General features: G+C 54.3%; 31 protein-coding genes. 27 read left to right on the top strand and 4 right to left on the bottom strand.

All coding sequences use genetic code 11. The features are described from left to right. From C0U40_RS20440 to rplP, 11 genes are all read left to right on the top strand, one after another. Positions 1-66, top strand: a 66-nt coding sequence (locus C0U40_RS20440; protein WP_219619822.1) for a hypothetical protein, incomplete at its 5' end; no start/stop codon positions are given. A gap of 71 nt (positions 67-137) precedes the next feature. Continuing rightward, positions 138-446 (top strand): 30S ribosomal protein S10, encoded by a 309-nt coding sequence (gene rpsJ / locus C0U40_RS19590; RefSeq protein ID WP_069301434.1) that lies wholly within the window; start codon positions 138-140, stop codon positions 444-446. A gap of 15 nt (positions 447-461) precedes the next feature. After that, complete coding sequence (rplC, locus tag C0U40_RS19585) at positions 462-1310, top strand: 50S ribosomal protein L3 (protein ID WP_101657489.1); 849 nt, start codon at positions 462-464, stop codon at positions 1308-1310. Next, the gene (gene rplD, locus C0U40_RS19580; RefSeq protein ID WP_101657477.1) at positions 1307-1927 is read left to right on the top strand and encodes a 50S ribosomal protein L4; all 621 of its coding nucleotides are present in this window, start codon (positions 1307-1309) and stop codon (positions 1925-1927) included. The genes rplC and rplD overlap by 4 nt, the downstream gene beginning before the upstream one ends. Then, positions 1924-2220: a 50S ribosomal protein L23 gene (locus C0U40_RS19575; RefSeq protein WP_101657476.1), complete on the top strand. Its 297-nt coding sequence runs from the start codon at positions 1924-1926 to the stop codon at positions 2218-2220. The genes rplD and C0U40_RS19575 overlap by 4 nt, the downstream gene beginning before the upstream one ends. A gap of 168 nt (positions 2221-2388) precedes the next feature. After that, entirely contained in the window at positions 2389-4284 is a 1896-nt protein-coding gene (locus C0U40_RS19570; RefSeq protein WP_101657475.1) for a choice-of-anchor I family protein, read from the top strand. 304 nt (positions 4285-4588) lie between these two features. Then, positions 4589-5428: a 50S ribosomal protein L2 gene (gene rplB, locus C0U40_RS19565; RefSeq protein WP_101657474.1), complete on the top strand. Its 840-nt coding sequence runs from the start codon at positions 4589-4591 to the stop codon at positions 5426-5428. A 3-nt stretch (positions 5429-5431) separates the two neighbouring features. After that, the gene (gene rpsS / locus C0U40_RS19560) at positions 5432-5710 is read left to right on the top strand and encodes a 30S ribosomal protein S19 (RefSeq protein ID WP_069301439.1); all 279 of its coding nucleotides are present in this window, start codon (positions 5432-5434) and stop codon (positions 5708-5710) included. A 3-nt stretch (positions 5711-5713) separates the two neighbouring features. Beyond that, on the top strand, positions 5714-6097 hold the full coding sequence (gene rplV / locus C0U40_RS19555) for a 50S ribosomal protein L22 (protein ID WP_069301440.1): 384 nt from the start codon (positions 5714-5716) through the stop codon (positions 6095-6097). After that, positions 6097-6798 (top strand): 30S ribosomal protein S3, encoded by a 702-nt coding sequence (rpsC, locus tag C0U40_RS19550; RefSeq protein WP_069301441.1) that lies wholly within the window; start codon positions 6097-6099, stop codon positions 6796-6798. The genes rplV and rpsC overlap by 1 nt, the downstream gene beginning before the upstream one ends. A gap of 12 nt (positions 6799-6810) precedes the next feature. Continuing rightward, positions 6811-7224, top strand: coding sequence for a 50S ribosomal protein L16 (gene rplP / locus C0U40_RS19545; RefSeq protein WP_069301442.1), 414 nt, complete (start codon positions 6811-6813; stop codon positions 7222-7224). Between the two features lie 35 nt (positions 7225-7259). Here the strand turns inward: rplP and C0U40_RS19540 are convergent, their stop codons facing one another. Continuing rightward, entirely contained in the window at positions 7260-8039 is a 780-nt protein-coding gene (locus C0U40_RS19540; protein WP_101657473.1) for a hypothetical protein, read from the bottom strand. 53 nt (positions 8040-8092) lie between these two features. Continuing rightward, positions 8093-8344, bottom strand: coding sequence for a ParB N-terminal domain-containing protein (locus C0U40_RS19535; RefSeq protein ID WP_101657472.1), 252 nt, complete (start codon positions 8342-8344; stop codon positions 8093-8095). 160 nt (positions 8345-8504) lie between these two features. Here C0U40_RS19535 and C0U40_RS19530 point away from each other — a divergent pair, with 160 nt between their 5' ends. The 3 genes from C0U40_RS19530 to C0U40_RS19520 all read left to right on the top strand — a co-directional run bounded on the left by C0U40_RS19530 (position 8505) and on the right by C0U40_RS19520 (position 11245). Continuing rightward, on the top strand, positions 8505-9890 hold the full coding sequence (locus C0U40_RS19530) for a sodium:proline symporter (RefSeq protein WP_101657488.1): 1386 nt from the start codon (positions 8505-8507) through the stop codon (positions 9888-9890). 41 nt (positions 9891-9931) lie between these two features. Beyond that, on the top strand, positions 9932-10561 hold the full coding sequence (locus C0U40_RS19525) for a 2OG-Fe(II) oxygenase family protein (protein ID WP_101657471.1): 630 nt from the start codon (positions 9932-9934) through the stop codon (positions 10559-10561). Positions 10562-10708: 147 nt separating this feature from the next. Then, positions 10709-11245, top strand: a complete 537-nt coding sequence (locus C0U40_RS19520; RefSeq protein ID WP_286135139.1) for a hypothetical protein — start codon at positions 10709-10711, stop codon at positions 11243-11245. Positions 11246-11273: 28 nt separating this feature from the next. Here C0U40_RS19520 and C0U40_RS19515 read toward each other — a convergent pair whose 3' ends face one another. Beyond that, the gene (locus C0U40_RS19515; protein ID WP_101657469.1) at positions 11274-12086 is read right to left on the bottom strand and encodes a hypothetical protein; all 813 of its coding nucleotides are present in this window, start codon (positions 12084-12086) and stop codon (positions 11274-11276) included. Between the two features lie 345 nt (positions 12087-12431). Between C0U40_RS19515 and rpmC the strand changes: the two genes are divergently transcribed. The 11 genes from rpmC to rpmD all read left to right on the top strand — a co-directional run bounded on the left by rpmC (position 12432) and on the right by rpmD (position 16722). After that, on the top strand, positions 12432-12635 hold the full coding sequence (gene rpmC / locus C0U40_RS19510) for a 50S ribosomal protein L29 (RefSeq protein ID WP_101657468.1): 204 nt from the start codon (positions 12432-12434) through the stop codon (positions 12633-12635). Positions 12636-12648: 13 nt separating this feature from the next. Beyond that, positions 12649-12885: a 30S ribosomal protein S17 gene (gene rpsQ, locus C0U40_RS19505; RefSeq protein WP_101657467.1), complete on the top strand. Its 237-nt coding sequence runs from the start codon at positions 12649-12651 to the stop codon at positions 12883-12885. Positions 12886-12964: 79 nt separating this feature from the next. Next, positions 12965-13333, top strand: coding sequence for a 50S ribosomal protein L14 (gene rplN, locus C0U40_RS19500; RefSeq protein WP_101657466.1), 369 nt, complete (start codon positions 12965-12967; stop codon positions 13331-13333). Continuing rightward, positions 13333-13647, top strand: coding sequence for a 50S ribosomal protein L24 (gene rplX / locus C0U40_RS19495; RefSeq protein WP_101657465.1), 315 nt, complete (start codon positions 13333-13335; stop codon positions 13645-13647). The genes rplN and rplX overlap by 1 nt, the downstream gene beginning before the upstream one ends. Further along, entirely contained in the window at positions 13640-14191 is a 552-nt protein-coding gene (gene rplE / locus C0U40_RS19490; protein WP_101657464.1) for a 50S ribosomal protein L5, read from the top strand. The genes rplX and rplE overlap by 8 nt, the downstream gene beginning before the upstream one ends. Positions 14192-14212: 21 nt before the next feature. Further along, positions 14213-14518, top strand: coding sequence for a 30S ribosomal protein S14 (rpsN, locus tag C0U40_RS19485; RefSeq protein ID WP_069301450.1), 306 nt, complete (start codon positions 14213-14215; stop codon positions 14516-14518). A 12-nt stretch (positions 14519-14530) separates the two neighbouring features. After that, a complete protein-coding gene (gene rpsH, locus C0U40_RS19480; RefSeq protein ID WP_101657463.1) occupies positions 14531-14923 on the top strand; it encodes a 30S ribosomal protein S8 in 393 nt (130 codons plus the stop codon). Positions 14924-14933: 10 nt separating this feature from the next. Then, entirely contained in the window at positions 14934-15467 is a 534-nt protein-coding gene (rplF, locus tag C0U40_RS19475; RefSeq protein ID WP_101657462.1) for a 50S ribosomal protein L6, read from the top strand. A gap of 12 nt (positions 15468-15479) precedes the next feature. Then, positions 15480-15839 carry a 50S ribosomal protein L18 gene (rplR, locus tag C0U40_RS19470; RefSeq protein WP_101657461.1) on the top strand — a complete coding sequence of 120 codons (360 nt, stop codon included), beginning with the start codon at positions 15480-15482 and terminating at the stop codon, positions 15837-15839. A 108-nt stretch (positions 15840-15947) separates the two neighbouring features. Beyond that, positions 15948-16529, top strand: a complete 582-nt coding sequence (gene rpsE / locus C0U40_RS19465) for a 30S ribosomal protein S5 (protein ID WP_101657460.1) — start codon at positions 15948-15950, stop codon at positions 16527-16529. Positions 16530-16533: 4 nt separating this feature from the next. Further along, positions 16534-16722, top strand: a complete 189-nt coding sequence (gene rpmD / locus C0U40_RS19460) for a 50S ribosomal protein L30 (protein ID WP_101657459.1) — start codon at positions 16534-16536, stop codon at positions 16720-16722. A 69-nt stretch (positions 16723-16791) separates the two neighbouring features. Here rpmD and C0U40_RS19455 read toward each other — a convergent pair whose 3' ends face one another. Then, positions 16792-17694 carry a LysR family transcriptional regulator gene (locus C0U40_RS19455; RefSeq protein ID WP_101657458.1) on the bottom strand — a complete coding sequence of 301 codons (903 nt, stop codon included), beginning with the start codon at positions 17692-17694 and terminating at the stop codon, positions 16792-16794. A gap of 85 nt (positions 17695-17779) precedes the next feature. Between C0U40_RS19455 and C0U40_RS19450 the strand changes: the two genes are divergently transcribed. Both C0U40_RS19450 and rplO read left to right on the top strand, forming a co-directional pair. Next, positions 17780-18403 carry a class I SAM-dependent methyltransferase gene (locus tag C0U40_RS19450; RefSeq protein ID WP_219619820.1) on the top strand — a complete coding sequence of 208 codons (624 nt, stop codon included), beginning with the start codon at positions 17780-17782 and terminating at the stop codon, positions 18401-18403. Between the two features lie 532 nt (positions 18404-18935). Beyond that, positions 18936-19418, top strand: a complete 483-nt coding sequence (gene rplO, locus C0U40_RS19440; protein WP_101657455.1) for a 50S ribosomal protein L15 — start codon at positions 18936-18938, stop codon at positions 19416-19418. Positions 19419-19435 lie beyond the last annotated feature (17 nt).

Here is a 19435-nt window from a genome sequence, read left to right as displayed (position 1 = left end):
CGTTTTGCGATCCGCGAAGGCGGCCGCACTGTAGGCTCCGGCGTTGTTTCCAAAATCAACGACTAAATACCCTAACCGGTTCGACGAGGGTCGGGCAATAGTGCCCGGTCCTCCTCTCAATCTTGAAAGGCATTAATATGCAAAGCCAAAACATTCGCATTCGGCTGAAAGCGTTTGATTACCGTGTGCTGGACGCGTCCACACAGGAAATCGTAAATACAGCCAAGCGGACTGGTGCGCAGGTTCGCGGTCCTATCCCGCTGCCTAACCACATCGAGAAATACACTGTTCTGCGTGGTCCGCACGTGAACAAGAAATCTCGTGAGCAGTTTGAAATCCGTACACACAAGCGTTTGCTTGATATTGTTGACCCGACTCCACAAACAGTAGACGCGCTGATGAAGCTCGATCTTGCTGCTGGTGTGGATGTCGAGATCAAGCTTTAAGGGGGCATGAAGACAATGTTGCGCTCTGGAGTTATCGCAAAGAAGCTGGGCATGACCCGCTTGTTCATGGAAGACGGCAAACAGGTTCCTGTTACTGTTCTTCAAATGGAAAACCTGCAAGTTGTTGCACAACGCACTGGCGAAAAAGACGGCTATACAGCTGTTCAGCTGGGTGCCGGTGTTGCAAAAGCAAAACGCACATCCGCAGCGATGCGCGGTCACTTTGCTGCTGCTAAGGTTGAACCAAAACGGAAGATCGCGGAATTCCGCGTGTCCCCTGAAAACCTGATCGAAGTTGGCGAGGAAATCATCGCTGACCACTATTTCGAAGGTCAGTATGTGGACGTATCCGGTACATCCATCGGTAAAGGTTTTGCCGGTGCGATGAAACGCTGGAACTTTGGTGGTCTGCGGGCGACACACGGTGTGTCCATCTCCCACCGGTCCCACGGTTCTACAGGTCAGTGTCAGGATCCTGGTCGCGTTTTCAAAGGTAAGAAAATGGCCGGTCACATGGGTGCTGCCCGCGTGACGACCCAAAACCTGCAAGTGGTTAAAACAGACAGCGAACGCGGTCTGCTGATGATCAAAGGCGCGGTTCCCGGGTCCAAAGGTTGCTGGGTTACTGTTAAGGATGCGGTCAAGAAGCCGTTCCCTGAAAGTGCCATTCTGCCTGCCGCACTGCGCTCTGCCGCTGCTGCTGCTGCAAAAGCCGCTGAAGAAGCTGCTGCCGAAGCCGCTGCTGAAGAAGCCGCAGCAGCCGAAGCTGCCGCCGCTGAAGCTGCTGCTGCTGAAGAGGCTGCTCTGAAAGCTGCTGAAGCAGAAATTGCTGCTGAAGCTGAGAAGAAGGAAGGCGAAGAATGAAACTCGACGTGATCAAACTGGACGCTGGTAAAGCGGGCTCGGTCGACCTCGACGAGGCGATCTTTGGCCTGGAGCCACGTAAAGACATTCTGCACCGTGTTGTGCGTTACCAACTGGCCAAACGCCAGCAGGGGACACACAAAGTCAAGACACGGTCCGAAGTCAGCTATTCCACCAAGAAGATCTACCGCCAAAAAGGCACCGGTGGCGCACGCCACGGCGCCCGTTCGGCTCCGATCTTCCGCGGTGGTGGTGTTTACAAAGGCCCGACACCCCGTAGCCACGCCCACGACCTGACCAAAAAGTTCCGCAAGCTGGGACTGCGTCACGCACTGTCTGCAAAGATGACTGCTGGCGAACTGGTCATTCTGGACAACGCCGAAATGGCAACTGCCAAAACCGGTGATCTGGCGAAGGCTGTAAAAAACCTCGGCTGGAAGCGCGCGCTGATCGTTGACGGTTCGGAAGTGAATGCAAACTTTGCATTGGCTGCCCGTAACATCGACGGTGTGAACGTTCTGCCAAGCCAGGGTGCCAACGTGTATGACATCTTGAAAAGCGACACTCTGGTCCTGACCAAAGCTGGCGTTGAAGCATTGGAGGCTCGTTTGAAATGAGCGATAAAGCTGAACTCTACGACGTGATCCGCAAGCCGATCATCACCGAAAAAGCAACAATGGCTTCCGAGCATAACGCTGTTGTTTTCGAAGTGGCAATCGACGCGAACAAACCGCAAATCAAAGAGGCTGTTGAAAGCCTGTTTAACGTCAAGGTGAAGGCTGTGAACACATCCATCACCAAAGGCAAGGTTAAGCGGTTCCGCGGTCGCCTGGGCACACGCAAAGACGTGAAAAAAGCCTATGTGACGCTGGAAGAAGGTAACACCATCGACGTGTCTACCGGTCTTTAATCGGATCTTGCGTGTGTCGGGCTGAAGCCCGACCTACGGTTTGAAATTGAGAGAGCCCCTGCTGTGAAGCGGGGGCTTTTTTGTTGGCGGACTGTTACGAAATTTTCGCGCTTTTGTAGCATGGCGGGGCTACTCGACAGCTGATTTCAATTCAGGCCGAGGGGCATCATGTACAATAAACTCGCAACTGATAACGGCATTTCCGTGCTGCAAACATTTGATTCCGGTGTTGGTGAAGCCGGTTCAGAGGTAGTCGCCTTTGAAGGCAGCAATGTTTTTGTGACCAATGGGGAAGAGGACCGGATCGACGTGTTCAGCACTGTCACCGGCAGCAAGATCGGCGACATTGACCTTACAGACATCGAAGGCTTTGCCGGTGTAAATTCTGTTGCGGTTCATGGTGGAAACATTGCTGTTGCAATCGAAGTAGATCCTGTCGACGGAGTTGCCTCTGCTGGCAAGGTTGCAGTCTTCGGTGTGAATGGACTGACTCTTCTGGGTGTTGCCGAGGTTGGTACCCTGCCGGATATGGTGCGGTTCAGCGCGGATGGCACCCAGATTTATGCCGCGATCGAAGCGGAGTTTGACGGAGAACTTGAGACACAAGCAAAAGGCGGCGTGTCGGTTATCGAGTTTGTTGACGGAGAACTGGTTTCCGAGACTTACGACTTCACGGCCTACGACGGCATGGAAGATGACTTACGCGAACTGGGTGTCCGCATTTTCCCCGGCGAGAGCGCTTCGGATGATTTCGAAGCCGAGTATATTGCCATTGATCCGGCTACGGGCAACCTGTTTGTGACGTTGCAAGAGGCCAACGCCGTTGCTGTCTTTGATGTGACAGAGCGGGTGTTCACCGATATTCTGCCGCTGGGCACCAAGGAACATTCGCTAGACGGGAACGGAATGGATGCGAATGATGACGACGGGGAAATTACCATCGTGTCCCAGAATACCCAAGGTCTCTATATGCCGGATGCGATTGCCGTAACATCCTTCAAAGGGGAAACCTATTTCCTGACGGCCAACGAAGGGGACGACCGCGGCGATTGGGATGAAGGCGGTGAAGCAGCGCGTGTGGGGGATATTCTGGACGGAGAAGTTACAGGCGTAAGCATCGACGGGAGTGTGGATACTACGGGGCTGGAACGGCTGAACATCTCTATCATTGACGGTGATACCGACGGTGACGGAGATATTGATGTTCTGCATTCCTACGGTAGCCGCAGCTTTTCGATTTTTGATGCCGAAGGCGCTCTTGTTTTTGACAGCGGTGACGATTTCGAACAAGTGATCGCCCAGCACCGTGTTCCCAATGCTTTTAACAACGACGATTTTCCATCCGATGACAGTGGTGTCGTGGATGAGAGCCGGTCTGACAATAAAGGTCCAGAGCCTGAAGCCATAACCGTCGGAGAGATGGGCGGAAAAACTTTTGCCTTTATCGGTCTGGAGCGGGACAGCGGTATCATGGTTTATGATATTACAAACCCGAAGAAGGCGGAGTTTGCGACCTATATCGAAAGCAGCACAAACGGTGATATCTCACCCGAAGTGATCCAGTTCGTTTCTGCCGCTGACAGTGGCACTGGTCAGCCGATGCTGGCAGTGTCCTATGAAGTATCCGGAACAACCACGTTGATCGATCTTGGTGCTCGCGTAGACGGTAAAGGCGAGTTCGTGGCGGGCGTGGCGAACGGGTCTTTGCTGGACGACACGATCAAAGGGCGTAAGAAAGACGATGAAATCAACGGCGGTGCCGGTGATGACGTTCTTAAAGGCCGCGCTGGTGATGATGTTATTAATGGCGGTGTCGGTGACGACAAGCTTAAGGGCGGTGCCGGAAGTGATGTCTTTGTCTTTGATTTTGGCGACGGAGAGGACAAGATCAAGCAGTTTGCCGCAGAGGATATGATTGACCTGTCGGCCACCGGCGTGAACTATAAACAGCTTGAAATTTCCGAAGTCTCCGACATCCGCACGGATGTTGTATATGGCGAGGATCTGATCAAGATTATCCATGATGTGGATGTAGAGATTGCCAAGGACGACTTTCTGTTCTGATATTGCAGAACAGGCCGGGGTAGGGGGAGCGCTTTGGCGTTCACCTTATGCTTTAGCAGGTCCGGATATGCCTGATCCCGCTCTGGCAGAGAAAAAGCCAACTATCACTTGACCCAAAGCCGCCTCTTTCCTACAAGCCACCATCTGCACCGTCCCAGATTCGTCTGGGGCGTTGTTGTTTTTGGCGTACAGAATTTTCGCCGACCGCAATTCGGGCACCTTCGGGGGCCTATACCTTGGAACCTTCGGGGTCCTTAACCATAGCAGGCTCGTTTGCCTGCGCTATATACGGAAGACAGTAAGAATGGCACTTAAGTCGTATAAACCAACGACGCCGGGCCAGCGTGGACTGGTACTGATCGACCGTTCGGAATTGTACAAAGGCCGTCCGGTCAAAGCCCTCACACAGGGTTTGACCAAGAACGGCGGACGTAACAACACCGGGCGGATCACGATGCGTCGCAAGGGCGGTGGGGCGAAACGCCTGTACCGTATCGTTGATTTCAAACGCAACAAATTGGATGTTCCAGCTACGGTAATTCGGATCGAATATGACCCGAACCGGACCGCGTTCATCGCACTTATCAAATACGAAGACGGCCAGCAGGCCTACATCATCGCACCACAGCGTCTGGCTGTTGGCGATCAGGTGATCTCTTCGGCAAAGGCTGACGTGAAGCCGGGCAACACCATGCCGTTCACAGGTCTGCCAATTGGTACAATCATTCACAACATCGAGCTGAAGCCAGGTAAAGGCGGTCAAATCGCCCGTGCTGCCGGGACTTACGCCCAGTTTGTTGGTCGTGACGGTTCCTACGCACAGATCCGCCTGTCCTCGGGCGAGCTGCGTCTGGTGCGTCAGGAATGTCTGGCCACTGTTGGCGCGGTATCCAACCCCGACAACTCCAACCAGAACTTCGGTAAAGCAGGCCGCAACCGTCACAAGGGCATCCGTCCTTCCGTGCGTGGTGTGGTTATGAACCCTGTCGATCACCCGCATGGTGGTGGTGAAGGTCGTACATCCGGTGGTCGTCACCCTGTATCTCCTTGGGGTAAGCCTACAAAGGGTGCGCGCACCCGCAGCAACAAGACCACGGACAAATACATTGTCCGGTCCCGTCACGCCAAGAAGAAGGGTCGTTAACAGATGCCTCGTTCAGTATGGAAGGGCCCTTTTGTCGATGCTTATGTGCTTAAAAAAGCAGAAAAGTCTCGGGAATCCGGCCGCAAAGAAGTAATCAAAATCTGGTCTCGTCGTTCGACGATCCTGCCACAGTTTGTGGGTCTGACTTTTGGCGTTTACAACGGCAAAAAGCACATTCCTGTCAACGTGTCAGAAGACATGATCGGCCAGAAGTTCGGTGAATACTCCCCATCGCGCACCTATTACGGGCACGCTGCGGACAAAAAAGCGAAACGGAAGTAAGCCATGGGAAAGTCTAAGAACCCCCGTCGCGTAGCAGAGAACGAAGCGTTTGCCGTTTCTCGTATGCTGAAAACCAGCCCTCAAAAGCTGAATCTTGTGGCGCAATTGATCCGCAACAAACCAGTTGAAAAAGCTCTGGCCGATTTGACGTTCTCCAAGAAACGCATCGCCGCAGACGTTCGCAAGACGCTGCAATCCGCGATTGCCAACGCAGAGAACAACCACGGTCTGGATGTTGACGAACTGATCGTTGCAGAAGCTTACGTCGGCAAGAACCTTGTCATGAAGCGTGGACGTCCTCGGGCACGTGGTCGCTATGGCCGCATCCTGAAGCCTTTCGCACAAGTCACTATTCTGGTGCGTCAGCCAGCAGAGGAGCAAGCATAATGGGTCAGAAGATCAATCCAATTGGCTTCCGTCTGCAAGTCAACCGCACATGGGACAGCCGCTGGTATGCCAATAAGGCAGAGTACGGCGATCTGTTGCACGAAGACCTGAAAATCCGCGAATTCATCAAGAAAGAATGCGCGCAAGCAGGTATCGCACGTGTGATCATCGAACGTCCGCACAAAAAATGCCGCGTGACAATCCATTCGGCACGTCCGGGTGTGATCATCGGCAAAAAAGGCGCTGACATCGAAACACTGCGCAAGAAGCTGTCGAACCTGACAGACTCCGAACTGCACCTCAACATTGTTGAAGTTCGCAAGCCGGAGCTGGACGCGCAGCTGGTTGCCGAAAGTGTTGCACAGCAACTGGAACGTCGTGTGTCTTTCCGTCGTGCCATGAAACGCGCTGTTCAAAACGCGATGCGTATGGGTGCCCTTGGCATCCGTATCAACTGTGCCGGCCGTCTGGGTGGTGCTGAAATCGCGCGGACCGAATGGTATCGTGAAGGTCGTGTTCCATTGCACACACTGCGTGCGGACATCGATTATGCGCGGGCCGAAGGTCTGACAGCTTATGGTATCATTGGCATCAAAGTGATGATTTTCAAAGGCGAGATCATGGAGCACGATCCATCCGCACGCGAACGTCGTCAGGCCGAAATGCAAGAAGGCGGGCCTTCGCGTCCACCTCGTCGCTAAGGAGACAGAGAGATGCTTTCACCAAAGCGTACCAAATTCCGCAAAGCGTTTAAGGGCCGTATCCACGGTCAAGCTAAAGGCGGTTCCGATCTGAACTTCGGGTCTTATGGCCTGAAAACTATCGAACCCGAGCGGATCACTGCACGTCAAATCGAAGCGGCCCGCCGTGCGATGACACGTCACATGAAACGTCAGGGCCGTGTTTGGATCCGGATTTTCCCTGATCTGCCAGTGACCAAAAAACCAACCGAAGTCCGGATGGGTAAAGGTAAAGGTTCCGTTGAATTTTGGGCAGCCAAAGTCAAGCCGGGGCGAATCATGTTTGAAATTGACGGTGTGTCCGACGCTGTTGCACGCGAAGCCCTGCGCCTTGCTGCAATGAAGCTGCCGGTTAAAACACGCGTCGTTCAACGCGAAGACTGGTAAGTGGTGTCGGGCTGAAGCCCGACCTACGCTGAGAATTAAACCCTCCGACCAACCGGTCGGGGGGTTTTTCTTTTTGGCGGGTTGAGTTCGAGCGGAGGTTTGAACCGGTGTTGATAAAGCTGGATGGTTCCGCCCTTCAGGGTAACGCCCTTGCGCCAGTCATTGCTGTCTTGCAGCAGGCTGTACTGTGCTTCGTAATCACGGAACCGGTCGTTGGTCACCGCAAAGGATATGGGAAGGTGGGACAGGGTTTCGACAATGAACTTATCCGCCTGAACCCCTTTGGGAACGACATATGTTTCTGACGCTGACAGCCCGAAGGCGTCGTGTAGCATTTTGGGGTGGAATCTGCCGCCTTGGGTCGGAAGATCTCCGTTGTTACGCAGGGTAAAATAGATGTTCGCATCGAAAAAGCAGACAATCCGGTAGCCTTCCTCCCGCAACCTGCCTGCCAGCAAGAGCAATGGGCGGGTCCCGACGTTCTGCTTCAAACCAAGGTGGTAAATGTTGCTGCCATCAAACACTGCGGTTTTGGCGTCTAACCGCAAGTGTTGCAGAATGCGGTTCCTGTCCAGTCTCAGCAACCAATGGCGCTGTTTGCTGTGGCGAAGAGGGAAGAACATCGACAGCAACGGTATTACAGCGAGGGCGATCAAAGGCGCTGTGCCGTTCTGAAAGAGTTTGTAAGCAAACACAGCGACGATCAAACTGAGGAGCAAAATGATCAGCCGCCTGAGCGCGATCTGCCACGGGGTAGGGGGGGTGGTCGTAATGCCGTCCAGAGCTTCGCCGAGGGTTTGGGGAGTATTCGTCATAATAATCTTCGGTATTCAGAAATTCGTTTGGATTTAATTGGGGGCCGGTTTGGTTAATGCAGACGGGCGTGCACCTCATAGCCTTCGATCGTAACCTCCCCGAGCGCGCGGAGCGCTTCAAGCCGGTGATAGCCTTCGATCAGGACATAGCCTCCGGTTTTGCCCTCGCGCACGCGGATCGGGGTGGTTTGACCGTTTTCCAGTATATCTTCCGCCAATGCTTCGACCTTCGCCGGATCCAGCGTCTTTTTGCGTTTCACGGGAACGCGGATCTGTTCAATCGGGAAAGTCTCTATTACTGGCATGGTTCAACTCTGCCTCCGATTTGCACAGATGACCAGAGGTGTCTTTCGGATCGAACTGCAAAACCATAGGCAGAATAGATCGCCAGATCGCTCACTGGGACGTTACTGGAGCGTTATCAGCTTCCCTGCTACGCGCATGGGGCAACTGCCGGAGACCACCATGCAAGCCTATCTAATTTTGGGTGTATTTGCCCTTGTCGTTATCGCGAGCCTGCTGGCAGCCCCCCGGCGCGTCACGGTTGCCAGTTTCTATGGCGGACAAACCGGGGCGGGGGCACAGCCGGCGCTTTGGACACTGGTACTCAGTCAGGTGACAACTTGGATATTCGCCCGCTCCCTGATGAACGCTGCCATTCTCGGCTACTATTACGGGATGGCCGGAGTGTTGGCTTATGCAACTTACTATGCTTCGTTTCTGACCGGTGGGTTTATCGTGGGGCGCCTGCGCGCAGGTGGGGCGCGGTCGGTGCAGGATTGGCTAACAGACCGTTTTGGTGCGCGGGGCACTGCCTGTTATAATCTGGTAATTGCATTGCGCCTCCTGTCCGAAGTTTTTGCTAATCTTCTTGTGGTCGGTTTGATCTTTTCCGCGGTTCTGCCGGAGCTGGCGGGCTATCAGGATTATGCGGTGATCGGTGTCGGGCTGTTGGCGCTGGCTTATTCCGCCTGGGGCGGGCTGAGCGCTGCATTGCGCAGTGATGTGGTGCAGATGCTGGTGTTTCTGGTGGTCTTTGGCGCGGCGTTTATTTGCCTTGTCACCAGTGCGTTTTTTAATCCGCTGGCGACACTGACAGCGACGGGTGTTTCCGGCAGTTACAACGGTTGGGTGCTTCTTGCAGTTGCCGGTCTTCAGGTGTTTTCCTATCCCGTCCACGATCCGGTGATGATGGACCGCGGTTTTGTCAGCGATCCCCAAACCACGCGGCGCAGCTTCTTGCATGCCTTCTGGATTTCTGCCCTGTGCATCATCGCCTTCGGACTCTTTGGTATTCAGGCGGCGCTTGATGGTGCTGTTTACGAAAACCAGTTGCTTGGGACCTGGGCGCAAATGTTGCCGTCTTGGGTCTTCAGCGCTTTGATGGTGTCGTTGCTGGTTTCGGCCCTGTCGACGCTGGATTCGGCCCTGTCATCAGCATCCCGTCTGGTGGTAGAGGAACTAGCGCTCGTCCCTCGTACAATAACCAACGGGCGGATTGCGATGCTGGTGTTCGCTGTACTGGGAGCGGCGCTAACGCTTTGGGGCAATCAGAGCCTATTTGACGCTGTGGCGGTCTCTGGTACGGCTTCCATGTTCCTGACGCCTGTGCTGTTGGTCGGACTCGTTGGCGGGCGGCTGATTGCCGGTTGGGCCTATATGACGGCTTTCGTGGCCGCGATGTCCGGCGCTGCGGCATATTTCCTGCGGGACAACGAAGTGGTTTCGGCGGTTTTGATAGAAGGTCACAAATACGAACAGCTCTTGCAGATTTGTCTGATGGTCCTTCTGGTGGGCTTTGCGGCGGTCCTGACGGGATCATCCCGCCATTCCGCACAGCCCATCCGATAAAGCGCGTTGGCCCGCGTTGATCAACACGGTATGCACAAGACATGAGCCAGATTGATTCCCTCTTCGTGACCCGCCTTTATCGCGCCCAGCTGACAGAGCTGGGCGCTGCCATTGATCCCAATGAACTGGAGGCGACCTGCCTTTCCATCGCAGATGATGACGAGGCCGGGCAGGACTGGTGCGAGGAAAACGATTTCCCCGGCTATACCAGCTATGCCAGTCTCGACGATCTGCCGTGGCGTTTTCCGATCTTTAAGGATCTGGTTACGGCGCTGGATGCGCATGTGGCGGCTTTTGCCGAAGATCTGGCCTTTGATCTGGAAGGACGTGCCCTGCGGCTCGACAGTTTGTGGATCAACATCCTGCCGACAGGGGGGATTCACACCTCGCATATCCACCCCCATTCCGCGATCAGTGGCACCACCTATGTGGCGATGCCGTCTGATGCCAGCGCGATCAAGTTCGAAGATCCGCGGCTGGCGATGATGATGGCGGCACCGACCCGCAAGAAGGATGCTGCAACGGGAATGAAGCCGTTCCACTATGTCGCGCCACAGGTCGGGGATGTGCTGTTATGGGAAAGCTGGTTGCGCCATGAGGTGCCTATGAATATGTCCGACGAAGAGCGTATTTCCGTCAGCTTTAACTATGCGCTGGTAGAGGCAGGGTAAGCCTGCCGAATTGGCGTTTTTGTGAAGGCTGCAACTCTCGACAGGCTGGCAGTGGATTGCTAGCCTGCGCCAAAACCGATCGAGACTAAAAGACCAAGACTTGGGGGCAGTTCCATTTTTAGCCGTTTCTTTACCGCTTTCGCGCTGGTGTTAACCCTGTTTCTGGCCGCTTGCGGGACACCGCCGCCGGACCGTCTGCCACCAGTGCAACAATCGGAAGTCGCCGCACTTGAATCGAGCATTCTTGCGCTGGGGCCGGATGTAGACCCCGAAGAGGCCGCCCGCGCGGCCTATATTGCGTTTCATTATCCCCGCAAGCTGGCTGTTGAATATGGCATTACCGATCCACCCCTGATCCACAACACGAAGGTCAATGCGGGCACCCGCCCGCGCGGTCTGTGTTGGCACTGGGCCGAGGACATGCAAAAACGGCTTGCTGCTGAAAACTTCCAGACCCTTGTCCTGCACCGCGCCATTGCCAATTCCGATGTGGCGTTCCGGATTGACCATTCAACGGTTCTGATCGGACGTGTCGGCAGTACGATGGAAGAGTCGATCATCCTGGACCCGTGGCGCTTTGGCGGACCCCTCTACTGGGGAAGTGTCGCTGGCGACAAAAAATACAAATGGCTTCGACAGGAAGATGTACTGGCCCGCCGCGCCGCAGAACGGGCCGCAGGTTAGGGCAGGGCGCAATGCCTCACGCAGTAGCTCAAAGGTTTACTGTAATGTCCGAGGCCGCAGGAAAAGGACCGCCTTCCAGCGCCACGATTACTTCAAAAGGATCGCCACCAGCATTGACGAAGTTCAGGATAACAGAAGCAGTCGGATCTTCTTCGGTACCGCCTTCTTCGATCCGTAGTCCTGTAAAGGTTGTGTCCTCATTCACCGGACTGTCGGAATAGGCGCTCTCCCGTTCCAAATTGATGACCAACGTATCCTCCGCCCCGTTGAAGTCCCCGATGCTGGCCACTTCTTGTGCGCCCTCGGTCGATCCGGCGGGAATGTCGAGATACCCGTAGCTGATGTTGACGTCGAACTGGTCAGCCCCGCTCCCGCCTTCCGCGTATACCCCGCCATCAGGACTCTCCGAGCCGATTGCGGTGGTGTCCATATGGATCGCATCCGCGCCAGCGCCGCCATAGGCAGAGGCGTAATCGTCGTAGACGTGGTTTGTGACGCTGATGTCATCCGCACCCGCGCCCCCGTATACGTCAGCCGCCGGGATATAGGACGCGTCGAGCCTGTCATCGCCGGCACCACCATAGATTTCTGTTCCGGCCAACATCGTGTCATCTGCCGGAGAAGTCACCGCATCGTTCCCACCTTTACCCAGCACCTTTTCGACACCGTCATATTCCGCCAGATCCAGCAGATCCGCACCATCGGTGCAGGTGAGGGTGCCTTCCTCCATAACGGGGGTGTCGCCTGTGTCTTCCGTTTCTGTACTGTCGGAACCGCCCGAGCCGTCAATTGCAGACACCAACAAACCTGCGCCCAGTAAAATCAATAAACCGTAAATCATAGTGTAACCCTATTTAGTGCCAACGTATTTCAAGCAGCCGGAACGCCAAACGCTGCTCTACCCTACCGAGTGTAGCGGGGGGGGGGGGGAGATCAATCAAGGAAATAGACTGTTTCCTCAAACAGCCTGTCGGTTGCCCGATGCTTTTACCGGATTGCACGGTGGGTGTGACTGCGGTAGGTTCAGGGCGCGGCGACAGACTTGAGATAAAAGACTTGCCAGCCCCTCCTATCCGACCTATAGAGCGCGTTCATCATCCACTCCATTGGAATCAGGGTGACGTATGTGCATGCGAAAGTATGCGTCTATGCGGCCTGCCAATGATGTTGAAAAAAGGAAATGGCTATGGATGCCAACGAACTTCGGGGCAAAACCCCGGATGAGCTTCGTACGGAGCTTGTCAATCTTAAGAAAGAAGCGTTCAACCTGCGTTTTCAAGCGGCCACAAGCCAGCTGGAAAACACTGCACGTGTACGCCAGGTTCGCCGCGCTGTTGCGCGTGTGAACACAATCTTGAACCAAAAAGCTGCTGAAGCAGCGGCTGAATAAGGAAGTGTGAACAATGCCTAAGCGTATCCTCACCGGCACTGTGACCAGCGACCAGAATGCACAGACTGTAACAGTTTCTGTTGAACGTCGTTTCACACATCCGGTTCTGAAAAAGACCATCCGTAAGTCCAAAAAATACCGGGCTCACGATGCGAACGAGCAATTCAAGGTTGGTGACCAAGTCCGCATTCAGGAATGTGCGCCAATTTCGAAGACCAAACGCTGGGAAGTTCTGACAGACGCCTCCTGAGGCCCTGCTGTAACCAACAGTTAATCGAAACCCTGGGGCCTAGACTGCATTTAGGTCCCCAAAGGTCGGAGTATCTACCATGATCCAGATGCAGACCAATCTTGAAGTGGCTGACAACAGCGGCGCCCGCCGTGTTCAGTGCATTAAGGTTCTGGGCGGTTCCAAGCGGAAGTACGCTTCCGTGGGCGACATTATTGTTGTCTCTGTGAAAGAAGCCATTCCACGCGGTCGCGTGAAAAAAGGTGAAGTTCGCAAGGCAGTAGTTGTACGCACCGCCAAAGAAGTCCGTCGCGAAGACGGCACAGCAATCCGTTTCGACGGCAATGCTGCCGTTCTCTTGAACAACGCTGGTGAGCCTGTTGGCACACGTATTTTCGGGCCAGTGGTTCGTGAACTGCGTTCCAAGAACTTCATGAAGATCATTTCTCTTGCGCCGGAGGTGCTGTAATGGCTGCTAAACTGCGTAAAGGTGACAAGGTCATCGTGCTGGCTGGCAAGGACAAAGGGAAAGAGGGCGAAATCTCGTCCGTAAACCCGTCCACTGGCAAAGCCATCGTGTCCGGCGTTAACGTGGCCATCCGTCACCAGGCCCAGACACAGAACTCTCAGGGTGGTCGCGTACCAACCGAGATGCCGATCCAACTGAGCAACCTTGCTTTGGTCGATCCTAAAAACGGCGGCCCAACACGGGTTGGTTTCAAAATGGACGGCGACAAGAAAGTCCGTTTTGCCAAGAAATCGGGAGAAGTGATCAATGGCTGATTATACTCCACGCCTGAAGGCTGCGTATAAGGACACGATCCGCGCTGCCATGAAAGAAGAGTTCGGTTACAAGAACGACATGCAAATCCCCAAGCTCGAGAAAATCGTGCTGAACATGGGTGTTGGCGAAGCCGTAAACGACTCTAAGAAAATCCGCTCTGCTGTAGCTGATATGGCCGCAATTGCCGGTCAGCAGCCAGTGATTACCAAAGCGAAGAAATCCATCGCGGGTTTCCGCGTACGTGAAGACATGCCTTTGGGTGTGAAAGTCACGCTGCGTGGCGATCAGATGTATGAATTCCTTGATCGTCTGATCACTGTTGCAATGCCTCGTATCCGCGACTTCCGCGGCGTATCCGGCAAAAGCTTCGACGGCCGTGGCAACTATGCCATGGGTCTGAAAGAGCACATCGTGTTCCCTGAAATCGACTACGATAAAGTTGACGTAATGTGGGGCATGGACATCGCTTTCAACACGAACGCGAACACAGATGCGGAAGCGAAAAGTCTGTTGAAGCACTTTAACGTGCCTTTCACAAACTGATCGCGGACAGGAGAAAACATCATGGCTAAAGCTGCAATGATCCAACGCGAACTGAAGCGTCAACGTCTGGTAGAGAAATATGCTGCCAAACGTGCCGCGCTGAAAGAAATCGCGACAAACATGGATCTCCCAATGGAGGAGCGTTTCAAGGCGCGCCTGAAACTTGCGGAACTTCCCCGCAATTCCTCTGCCACTCGTCTTCACAACCGGTGCCAGGTTTCCGGTCGTCCTAAGGCGTATTATCGTAAACTGAAAATGTCCCGGATCGCGTTGCGCCAGTTGGCGTCTGACGGCCAGATCCCCGGCATGGTCAAATCGAGCTGGTAAGGAGAAGTACATATGAACGATCCTATCGGTGATATGCTCACACGTATTCGCAACGCACAACTGCGCGGCAAATCCACAGTGAAAACACCTGCTTCCAAACTGCGTGGCTGGGTTCTGGACGTGCTCCAGAGCGAAGGTTACATCCGCGGTTACGAAGCTGGTACAGGCGTCAACGGTCACCCCGAGCTGGAGATTTCTCTGAAATACTTCGACGGCGTGCCTGTGATCAAAGAACTCAAACGGGTATCCACCCCTGGCCGTCGCGTTTATGCGAACGTCAAGGACATCCCAGCGGTTCGTCAAGGTCTCGGCGTTTCCATCGTATCGACATCCAAGGGTGTCATGTCAGACGCACAAGCACGCGCAGCCAATGTTGGCGGCGAAGTGTTGTGCACAATCTTCTAAGGGGTGACAGATGTCTCGTATTGGTAAAAAACCGGTCGAGCTGCCCAGCGGCGTAACAGCCTCTGTGTCTGGCCAGACCGTAGAAGTAAAAGGCCCGAAAGGTGCACGCACCTTCAAGGCAACTGACGACGTAACGCTTTCCGTTGAAGAAAACGGTGTGCTGGTTACACCTCGTGGCAAGTCCAAACGGGCGCGCCAGCAATGGGGTATGAGCCGCACACAGATCGCCAACCTGGTAACAGGCGTGACTGAAGGCTTCAAAAAAGAGCTGGAAATCAACGGTGTTGGTTATCGTGCGCAGATGCAGGGCAACACCCTGAAGCTGGCGCTCGGTCTGTCCCACGACGTTGAGTACAAAGTGCCGGAAGGCATTACTGTAACAGCTCCTAAACCGACTGAAATCATTGTTGAAGGTATCGACCAGCAAGTTGTTGGTCAGGTTGCTGCAAACATTCGTCAGTACCGCAAGCCAGAGCCCTACAAAGGTAAAGGCATCAAGTACAAAGACGAATATATCTTCCGCAAAGAAGGTAAGAAGAAGTAAGGAACGCATAACATGGCTATTAGCAAGAGAACTCTGTTCCTTAAGCGCCGTATGCGCAACCGGAGCAAAATGCGGAAGGTGGCTGCAGGCCGCCCCCGTCTGAGCGTTCACCGCTCTTCCAAGAACATCAGCGTGCAGCTGATCGACGATGTTAACGGCGTAACACTGGCATCCGCTTCCTCTATGGAAAAAGATCTGGGTGTTGTGGGCAAAAACAACGTTGAAGCTTCTGCCAAAGTTGGCGCAGCAATCGCAGAACGTGCGAAAAAAGCCGGTGTTGACACCTGCTATTTCGACCGTGGCGGTTTCCTGTTCCACGGCAAGGTAAAAGCGCTCGCAGATGCAGCCCGTGAAGGCGGTCTGAAATTCTAAAGTCTGCAGGTGGGCCGCTCTGGCCCACCTCGATGATCCGGGGGACGGTTTCGTCCCACCAGGATTGGAACATTCGGGGGAAACCCCACACTATCCAGGAGGCCAATGATGGCTAGAGATGACAACCGTCGGGGTCGCGATCGCGACGAGAACCCCGAATTTCAAGATCGCCTTGTAGCGATCAACCGCGTATCCAAAACAGTAAAAGGCGGTAAGCGCTTTGGTTTTGCTGCGCTGGTCGTTGTTGGCGACCAAAAAGGCCGCGTCGGTTTTGGCAAAGGTAAAGCCAAAGAAGTGCCTGAAGCGATCCGCAAGGCAACCGAAGCTGCAAAACGCAAAATGATCCGCGTTCCCCTGCGTGAGGGTCGTACCCTGCACCACGACATGGAAGGCCGTCACGGCGCTGGTAAAGTTGTGATGCGGACAGCCCCACAAGGTACCGGTATCATCGCCGGTGGTCCTATGCGTGCTGTGTTCGAAATGTTGGGTGTTCAGGACGTTGTGTCCAAATCCATCGGTTCGGCCAACCCGTACAACATGATCCGCGCAACCATGAACGGTCTGAGCAAAGAAACCAGCCCGCGCAATGTTGCACAACGTCGTGGCAAGAAAGTTTCCGACATTCTGCCAAAAACAGACGCCCCTGCCGAAGCACCTGCTGGCGACGTGGCTGAAGAGTTGAAGGTATAAGATCATGGCTAAAACCATTGTTGTAAAACAGATCGGCTCTCCGATCCGTCGCCCTGAAAAACAGCGTCAAACGCTGATCGGTCTGGGCCTGAACAAAATGCACAAAACACGCGAGCTGGAAGACACTCCTGCGGTTCGCGGCATGATCGCCAAGATCCCTCACATGGCCGAGATCATCGAAGAAAAAGGTTAAGTGTTGTGTCGGGCTGAAGCCCGACCTGCCAACCACTAAAAAACGCCCTCGCATTTGCGGGGGCGTTTTTCATTTCAGGGTGAAGGCTTCCCTGAAGTATTCTGCGAGAAAGTCAAACACGATGCGGATGCGTTTGCTAGTGTGTAATTCGCGATGGGTTGTCAGCCAGTTCGGGTAATGGACTGTAGTAAGCTCAGGCAGAACCGCCCTGACGCCGTGTGTCCTGTCTCCGACATCCGACATCATTACACCCAGCCCGAGCCCCTGTTTCACCATCTCCCATCCCGCAATCCCGCTGCGGGTGGAATAAGCCACATTGGACCGTTGCAGTGTATATCCCCGCGCATTCAGGTAGGCGATGAATTCTTCGGGGTCGCCTGTCGAGACAAAGCGGGCTGCAGACAGGTCCGGAAGGCTTCGCAGCGGGCCAAGGCTGTCCAGATAGGACGCCGCGCCATAGAGCTTGCCATTAGCCTCCCCAAGATTGCGGGCGATCAGTTCCGGCTCTGTGGGACGAATGTGGCGCAGAGCGATATCCGCCTCGCGCCGTTGCAGATCGGATATGCGGTTAACTGCAAGAAGTTCGATTTCGATCCCCGGTGCCATTTCCCGCAATCGGGCAAGGGCCTCTGGCATAAAGCTGGCCGCGATAATATCCGAGACCGAAAGGCTGACGCGGCCTTCTACGGACTGGGATTGTCCCGAAGCGGCCAGCATTGCGTTTTCCGCCGCTTGTCCCATGCGCAAGAAGTGTTCGAGCACATCACGGCCAGCCTGCGTAATTTCCAATCCGCGCCCCACCCGTTCAAACAAGGTCAGTCCCAATTCGGCCTCCAACGCGGCCACCTGACGGCTGAGCGTGGGCTGCGTCAGGCCAAGTACACGCGCCGCAGCAGAGAGAGAACCGCTCTGGGCGGTCACCAGAAAGGCGCGGGCGTGGTTCCAGTCAAAGGTAGGGTAGGGGGCAGTCATACGAATTTGTATAACATCTCAACAAATTTTGGCAATTTTCTATGATTCTCCGTATAGGTATAGAGGCGCAAAACAGGAGCGCATGATGCAAAACGCTGATCAGTTCTGGAACCGGATCGCCGGTAAATACGCAAAAAGACCCATTTCCGATTTGGAAAATTATCACAAAACTCTGGATCGGACGAAATCCTATCTGAAGCCCGACGATCATGTGGTTGAAGTCGGCTGTGGTACAGGATCAACGGCCCTGTTGCTCGCACCGTATGTCGGTTCCATCCTCGGGACAGACTTTTCGCGCTCCATGATAGAAATCGCCCGTGGCAAGGCGCAGGCAGAAGGAGTTTCAAATGCCGCCTTTCAAACAGCGGATGTGACGAAACCTTTGACACTAGACCCCAGGCCGGACGCCATTCTTGCCTTTAACCTGTTGCACCTGACCAAGGATCCGGCGGCTGTGATTGGCAATCTGTCCGCACCTCTCGAAAGGGGTGGGCTGTTCATCAGCAAGACGGGATGCCTGAAGCCGAAACGCTGGTTGTTCGGGCCTTTGATCAAGGTGATGCAACTTTTCGGCAAAGCGCCCTTTCTGAAGTATCTGGGGGTTGAGGAACTGGAGGACATGATCCGCGCCGCAGGGTTTGAAATTCTGGAGAGCGACTCATATCCGACCAAAGGGATCAGCCGCTATATCGTGGCGCGCAAGGTTTGAGGGGGATGGTGTCGGGCTGAAGGTGTCCGATTAGGGTGTCGGGATAAAGCCCGACCTACCTTGGTATACACGGGCCACTCGGCGTTATAGCCTCATAATATTTCGTTTACTTTTTACTAACCTTTTATTAACTCTATTTTAGATTGAGTTATTTTGGATATAATTATGAAACGTTTTGCGATCGTCTTAGCAGCCATTGTTCTGGCTGTACCGTACCTTCCCGTTGCAATTGCAGGGCAGCCTGTTCAGTCAGCTACCTCCTATTCAGAAGTCTTCCACGGTGGAGGATGCCGGAAAAGCTCTCCTCCAGGGCAGTGTTGTCACAAGCAAACAAGTACCGGACGCGTGCACTGTCATTAACGAAGGCGGGATATTCCCAAAGCAATAAGGAAACCTGAAACCGGTCTTGCTTTGTGGGGCGCGTCCCTCTATACGCCACCAATCTGGGAACCTTTCCAGAATCACATCGTAACGCCGTGTTTGCCCCTTTGTCGCTCATCGGGGGTAGTTCCGGCAAAAGGAGATAGCGACAATGAAACTGAATCAGCTTTCAGACAATCCAGGTGCAACCAAAAAGCGCAAGCGCATTGGCCGTGGTCCGGGTTCCGGCACAGGTAAAATGGGTGGCCGTGGTATCAAAGGTCAAAAGTCCCGTTCGGGTGTATCCATCGGTGGTTACGAAGGCGGTCAGATGCCATTGTACCAACGTCTGCCTAAGCGCGGCTTCAACAACATCAACGCAAAAACACATGCTGTTGTGAACCTTGGCCTGCTGCAAAAATTCATCGACGAGAAGAAAATCGACGCTGGCAAGCCGATCACAGAAGAAGTTCTGGTTGAATCCGGTCTGGTGCGTCGCGTCAAGGACGGTGTTCGTATCCTGAACAAGGGCGAAATCACTTCCAAGATCGATCTGACCGTCACCGGCGCGTCCCGCACTGCTGTTGCTGCTGTTGAAGCGGCTGGCGGCAAGCTGACCGTTGCGCAGCCTGCGAAAGCCGACGCTGACGCCTAAAGTGTTCTGGCTGCAAT

It is taken from the genome of Neptunicoccus cionae, assembly GCF_002860325.1.
Taxonomy (GTDB): domain Bacteria; phylum Pseudomonadota; class Alphaproteobacteria; order Rhodobacterales; family Rhodobacteraceae; genus Amylibacter; species Amylibacter lutimaris.
This window is presented reverse-complemented; position numbering and strand designations above follow the sequence as displayed.

Bases quoted from the DNA above. Each gene is read 5' to 3' on its own strand.
- rpsJ (WP_069301434.1), top strand. From the start codon at position 138: ATGCAAAGCCAAAACATTCGCATTCGGCTGAAAGCGTTTGATTACCGT.
- rplC (WP_101657489.1), top strand. From the start codon at position 462: ATGTTGCGCTCTGGAGTTATCGCAAAGAAGCTGGGCATGACCCGCTTG.
- rplD (WP_101657477.1), top strand. From the start codon at position 1,307: ATGAAACTCGACGTGATCAAACTGGACGCTGGTAAAGCGGGCTCGGTC.
- C0U40_RS19575 (WP_101657476.1), top strand. From the start codon at position 1,924: ATGAGCGATAAAGCTGAACTCTACGACGTGATCCGCAAGCCGATCATC.
- C0U40_RS19570 (WP_101657475.1), top strand. From the start codon at position 2,389: ATGTACAATAAACTCGCAACTGATAACGGCATTTCCGTGCTGCAAACA.
- rplB (WP_101657474.1), top strand. From the start codon at position 4,589: ATGGCACTTAAGTCGTATAAACCAACGACGCCGGGCCAGCGTGGACTG.
- rpsS (WP_069301439.1), top strand. From the start codon at position 5,432: ATGCCTCGTTCAGTATGGAAGGGCCCTTTTGTCGATGCTTATGTGCTT.
- rplV (WP_069301440.1), top strand. From the start codon at position 5,714: ATGGGAAAGTCTAAGAACCCCCGTCGCGTAGCAGAGAACGAAGCGTTT.
- rpsC (WP_069301441.1), top strand. From the start codon at position 6,097: ATGGGTCAGAAGATCAATCCAATTGGCTTCCGTCTGCAAGTCAACCGC.
- rplP (WP_069301442.1), top strand. From the start codon at position 6,811: ATGCTTTCACCAAAGCGTACCAAATTCCGCAAAGCGTTTAAGGGCCGT.
- C0U40_RS19540 (WP_101657473.1), bottom strand. From the start codon at position 8,039: ATGACGAATACTCCCCAAACCCTCGGCGAAGCTCTGGACGGCATTACG.
- C0U40_RS19535 (WP_101657472.1), bottom strand. From the start codon at position 8,344: ATGCCAGTAATAGAGACTTTCCCGATTGAACAGATCCGCGTTCCCGTG.
- C0U40_RS19530 (WP_101657488.1), top strand. From the start codon at position 8,505: ATGCAAGCCTATCTAATTTTGGGTGTATTTGCCCTTGTCGTTATCGCG.
- C0U40_RS19525 (WP_101657471.1), top strand. From the start codon at position 9,932: ATGAGCCAGATTGATTCCCTCTTCGTGACCCGCCTTTATCGCGCCCAG.
- C0U40_RS19515 (WP_101657469.1), bottom strand. From the start codon at position 12,086: ATGATTTACGGTTTATTGATTTTACTGGGCGCAGGTTTGTTGGTGTCT.
- rpmC (WP_101657468.1), top strand. From the start codon at position 12,432: ATGGATGCCAACGAACTTCGGGGCAAAACCCCGGATGAGCTTCGTACG.
- rpsQ (WP_101657467.1), top strand. From the start codon at position 12,649: ATGCCTAAGCGTATCCTCACCGGCACTGTGACCAGCGACCAGAATGCA.
- rplN (WP_101657466.1), top strand. From the start codon at position 12,965: ATGATCCAGATGCAGACCAATCTTGAAGTGGCTGACAACAGCGGCGCC.
- rplX (WP_101657465.1), top strand. From the start codon at position 13,333: ATGGCTGCTAAACTGCGTAAAGGTGACAAGGTCATCGTGCTGGCTGGC.
- rplE (WP_101657464.1), top strand. From the start codon at position 13,640: ATGGCTGATTATACTCCACGCCTGAAGGCTGCGTATAAGGACACGATC.
- rpsN (WP_069301450.1), top strand. From the start codon at position 14,213: ATGGCTAAAGCTGCAATGATCCAACGCGAACTGAAGCGTCAACGTCTG.
- rpsH (WP_101657463.1), top strand. From the start codon at position 14,531: ATGAACGATCCTATCGGTGATATGCTCACACGTATTCGCAACGCACAA.
- rplF (WP_101657462.1), top strand. From the start codon at position 14,934: ATGTCTCGTATTGGTAAAAAACCGGTCGAGCTGCCCAGCGGCGTAACA.
- rplR (WP_101657461.1), top strand. From the start codon at position 15,480: ATGGCTATTAGCAAGAGAACTCTGTTCCTTAAGCGCCGTATGCGCAAC.
- rpsE (WP_101657460.1), top strand. From the start codon at position 15,948: ATGGCTAGAGATGACAACCGTCGGGGTCGCGATCGCGACGAGAACCCC.
- rpmD (WP_101657459.1), top strand. From the start codon at position 16,534: ATGGCTAAAACCATTGTTGTAAAACAGATCGGCTCTCCGATCCGTCGC.
- C0U40_RS19455 (WP_101657458.1), bottom strand. From the start codon at position 17,694: ATGACTGCCCCCTACCCTACCTTTGACTGGAACCACGCCCGCGCCTTT.
- C0U40_RS19450 (WP_219619820.1), top strand. From the start codon at position 17,780: ATGCAAAACGCTGATCAGTTCTGGAACCGGATCGCCGGTAAATACGCA.
- rplO (WP_101657455.1), top strand. From the start codon at position 18,936: ATGAAACTGAATCAGCTTTCAGACAATCCAGGTGCAACCAAAAAGCGC.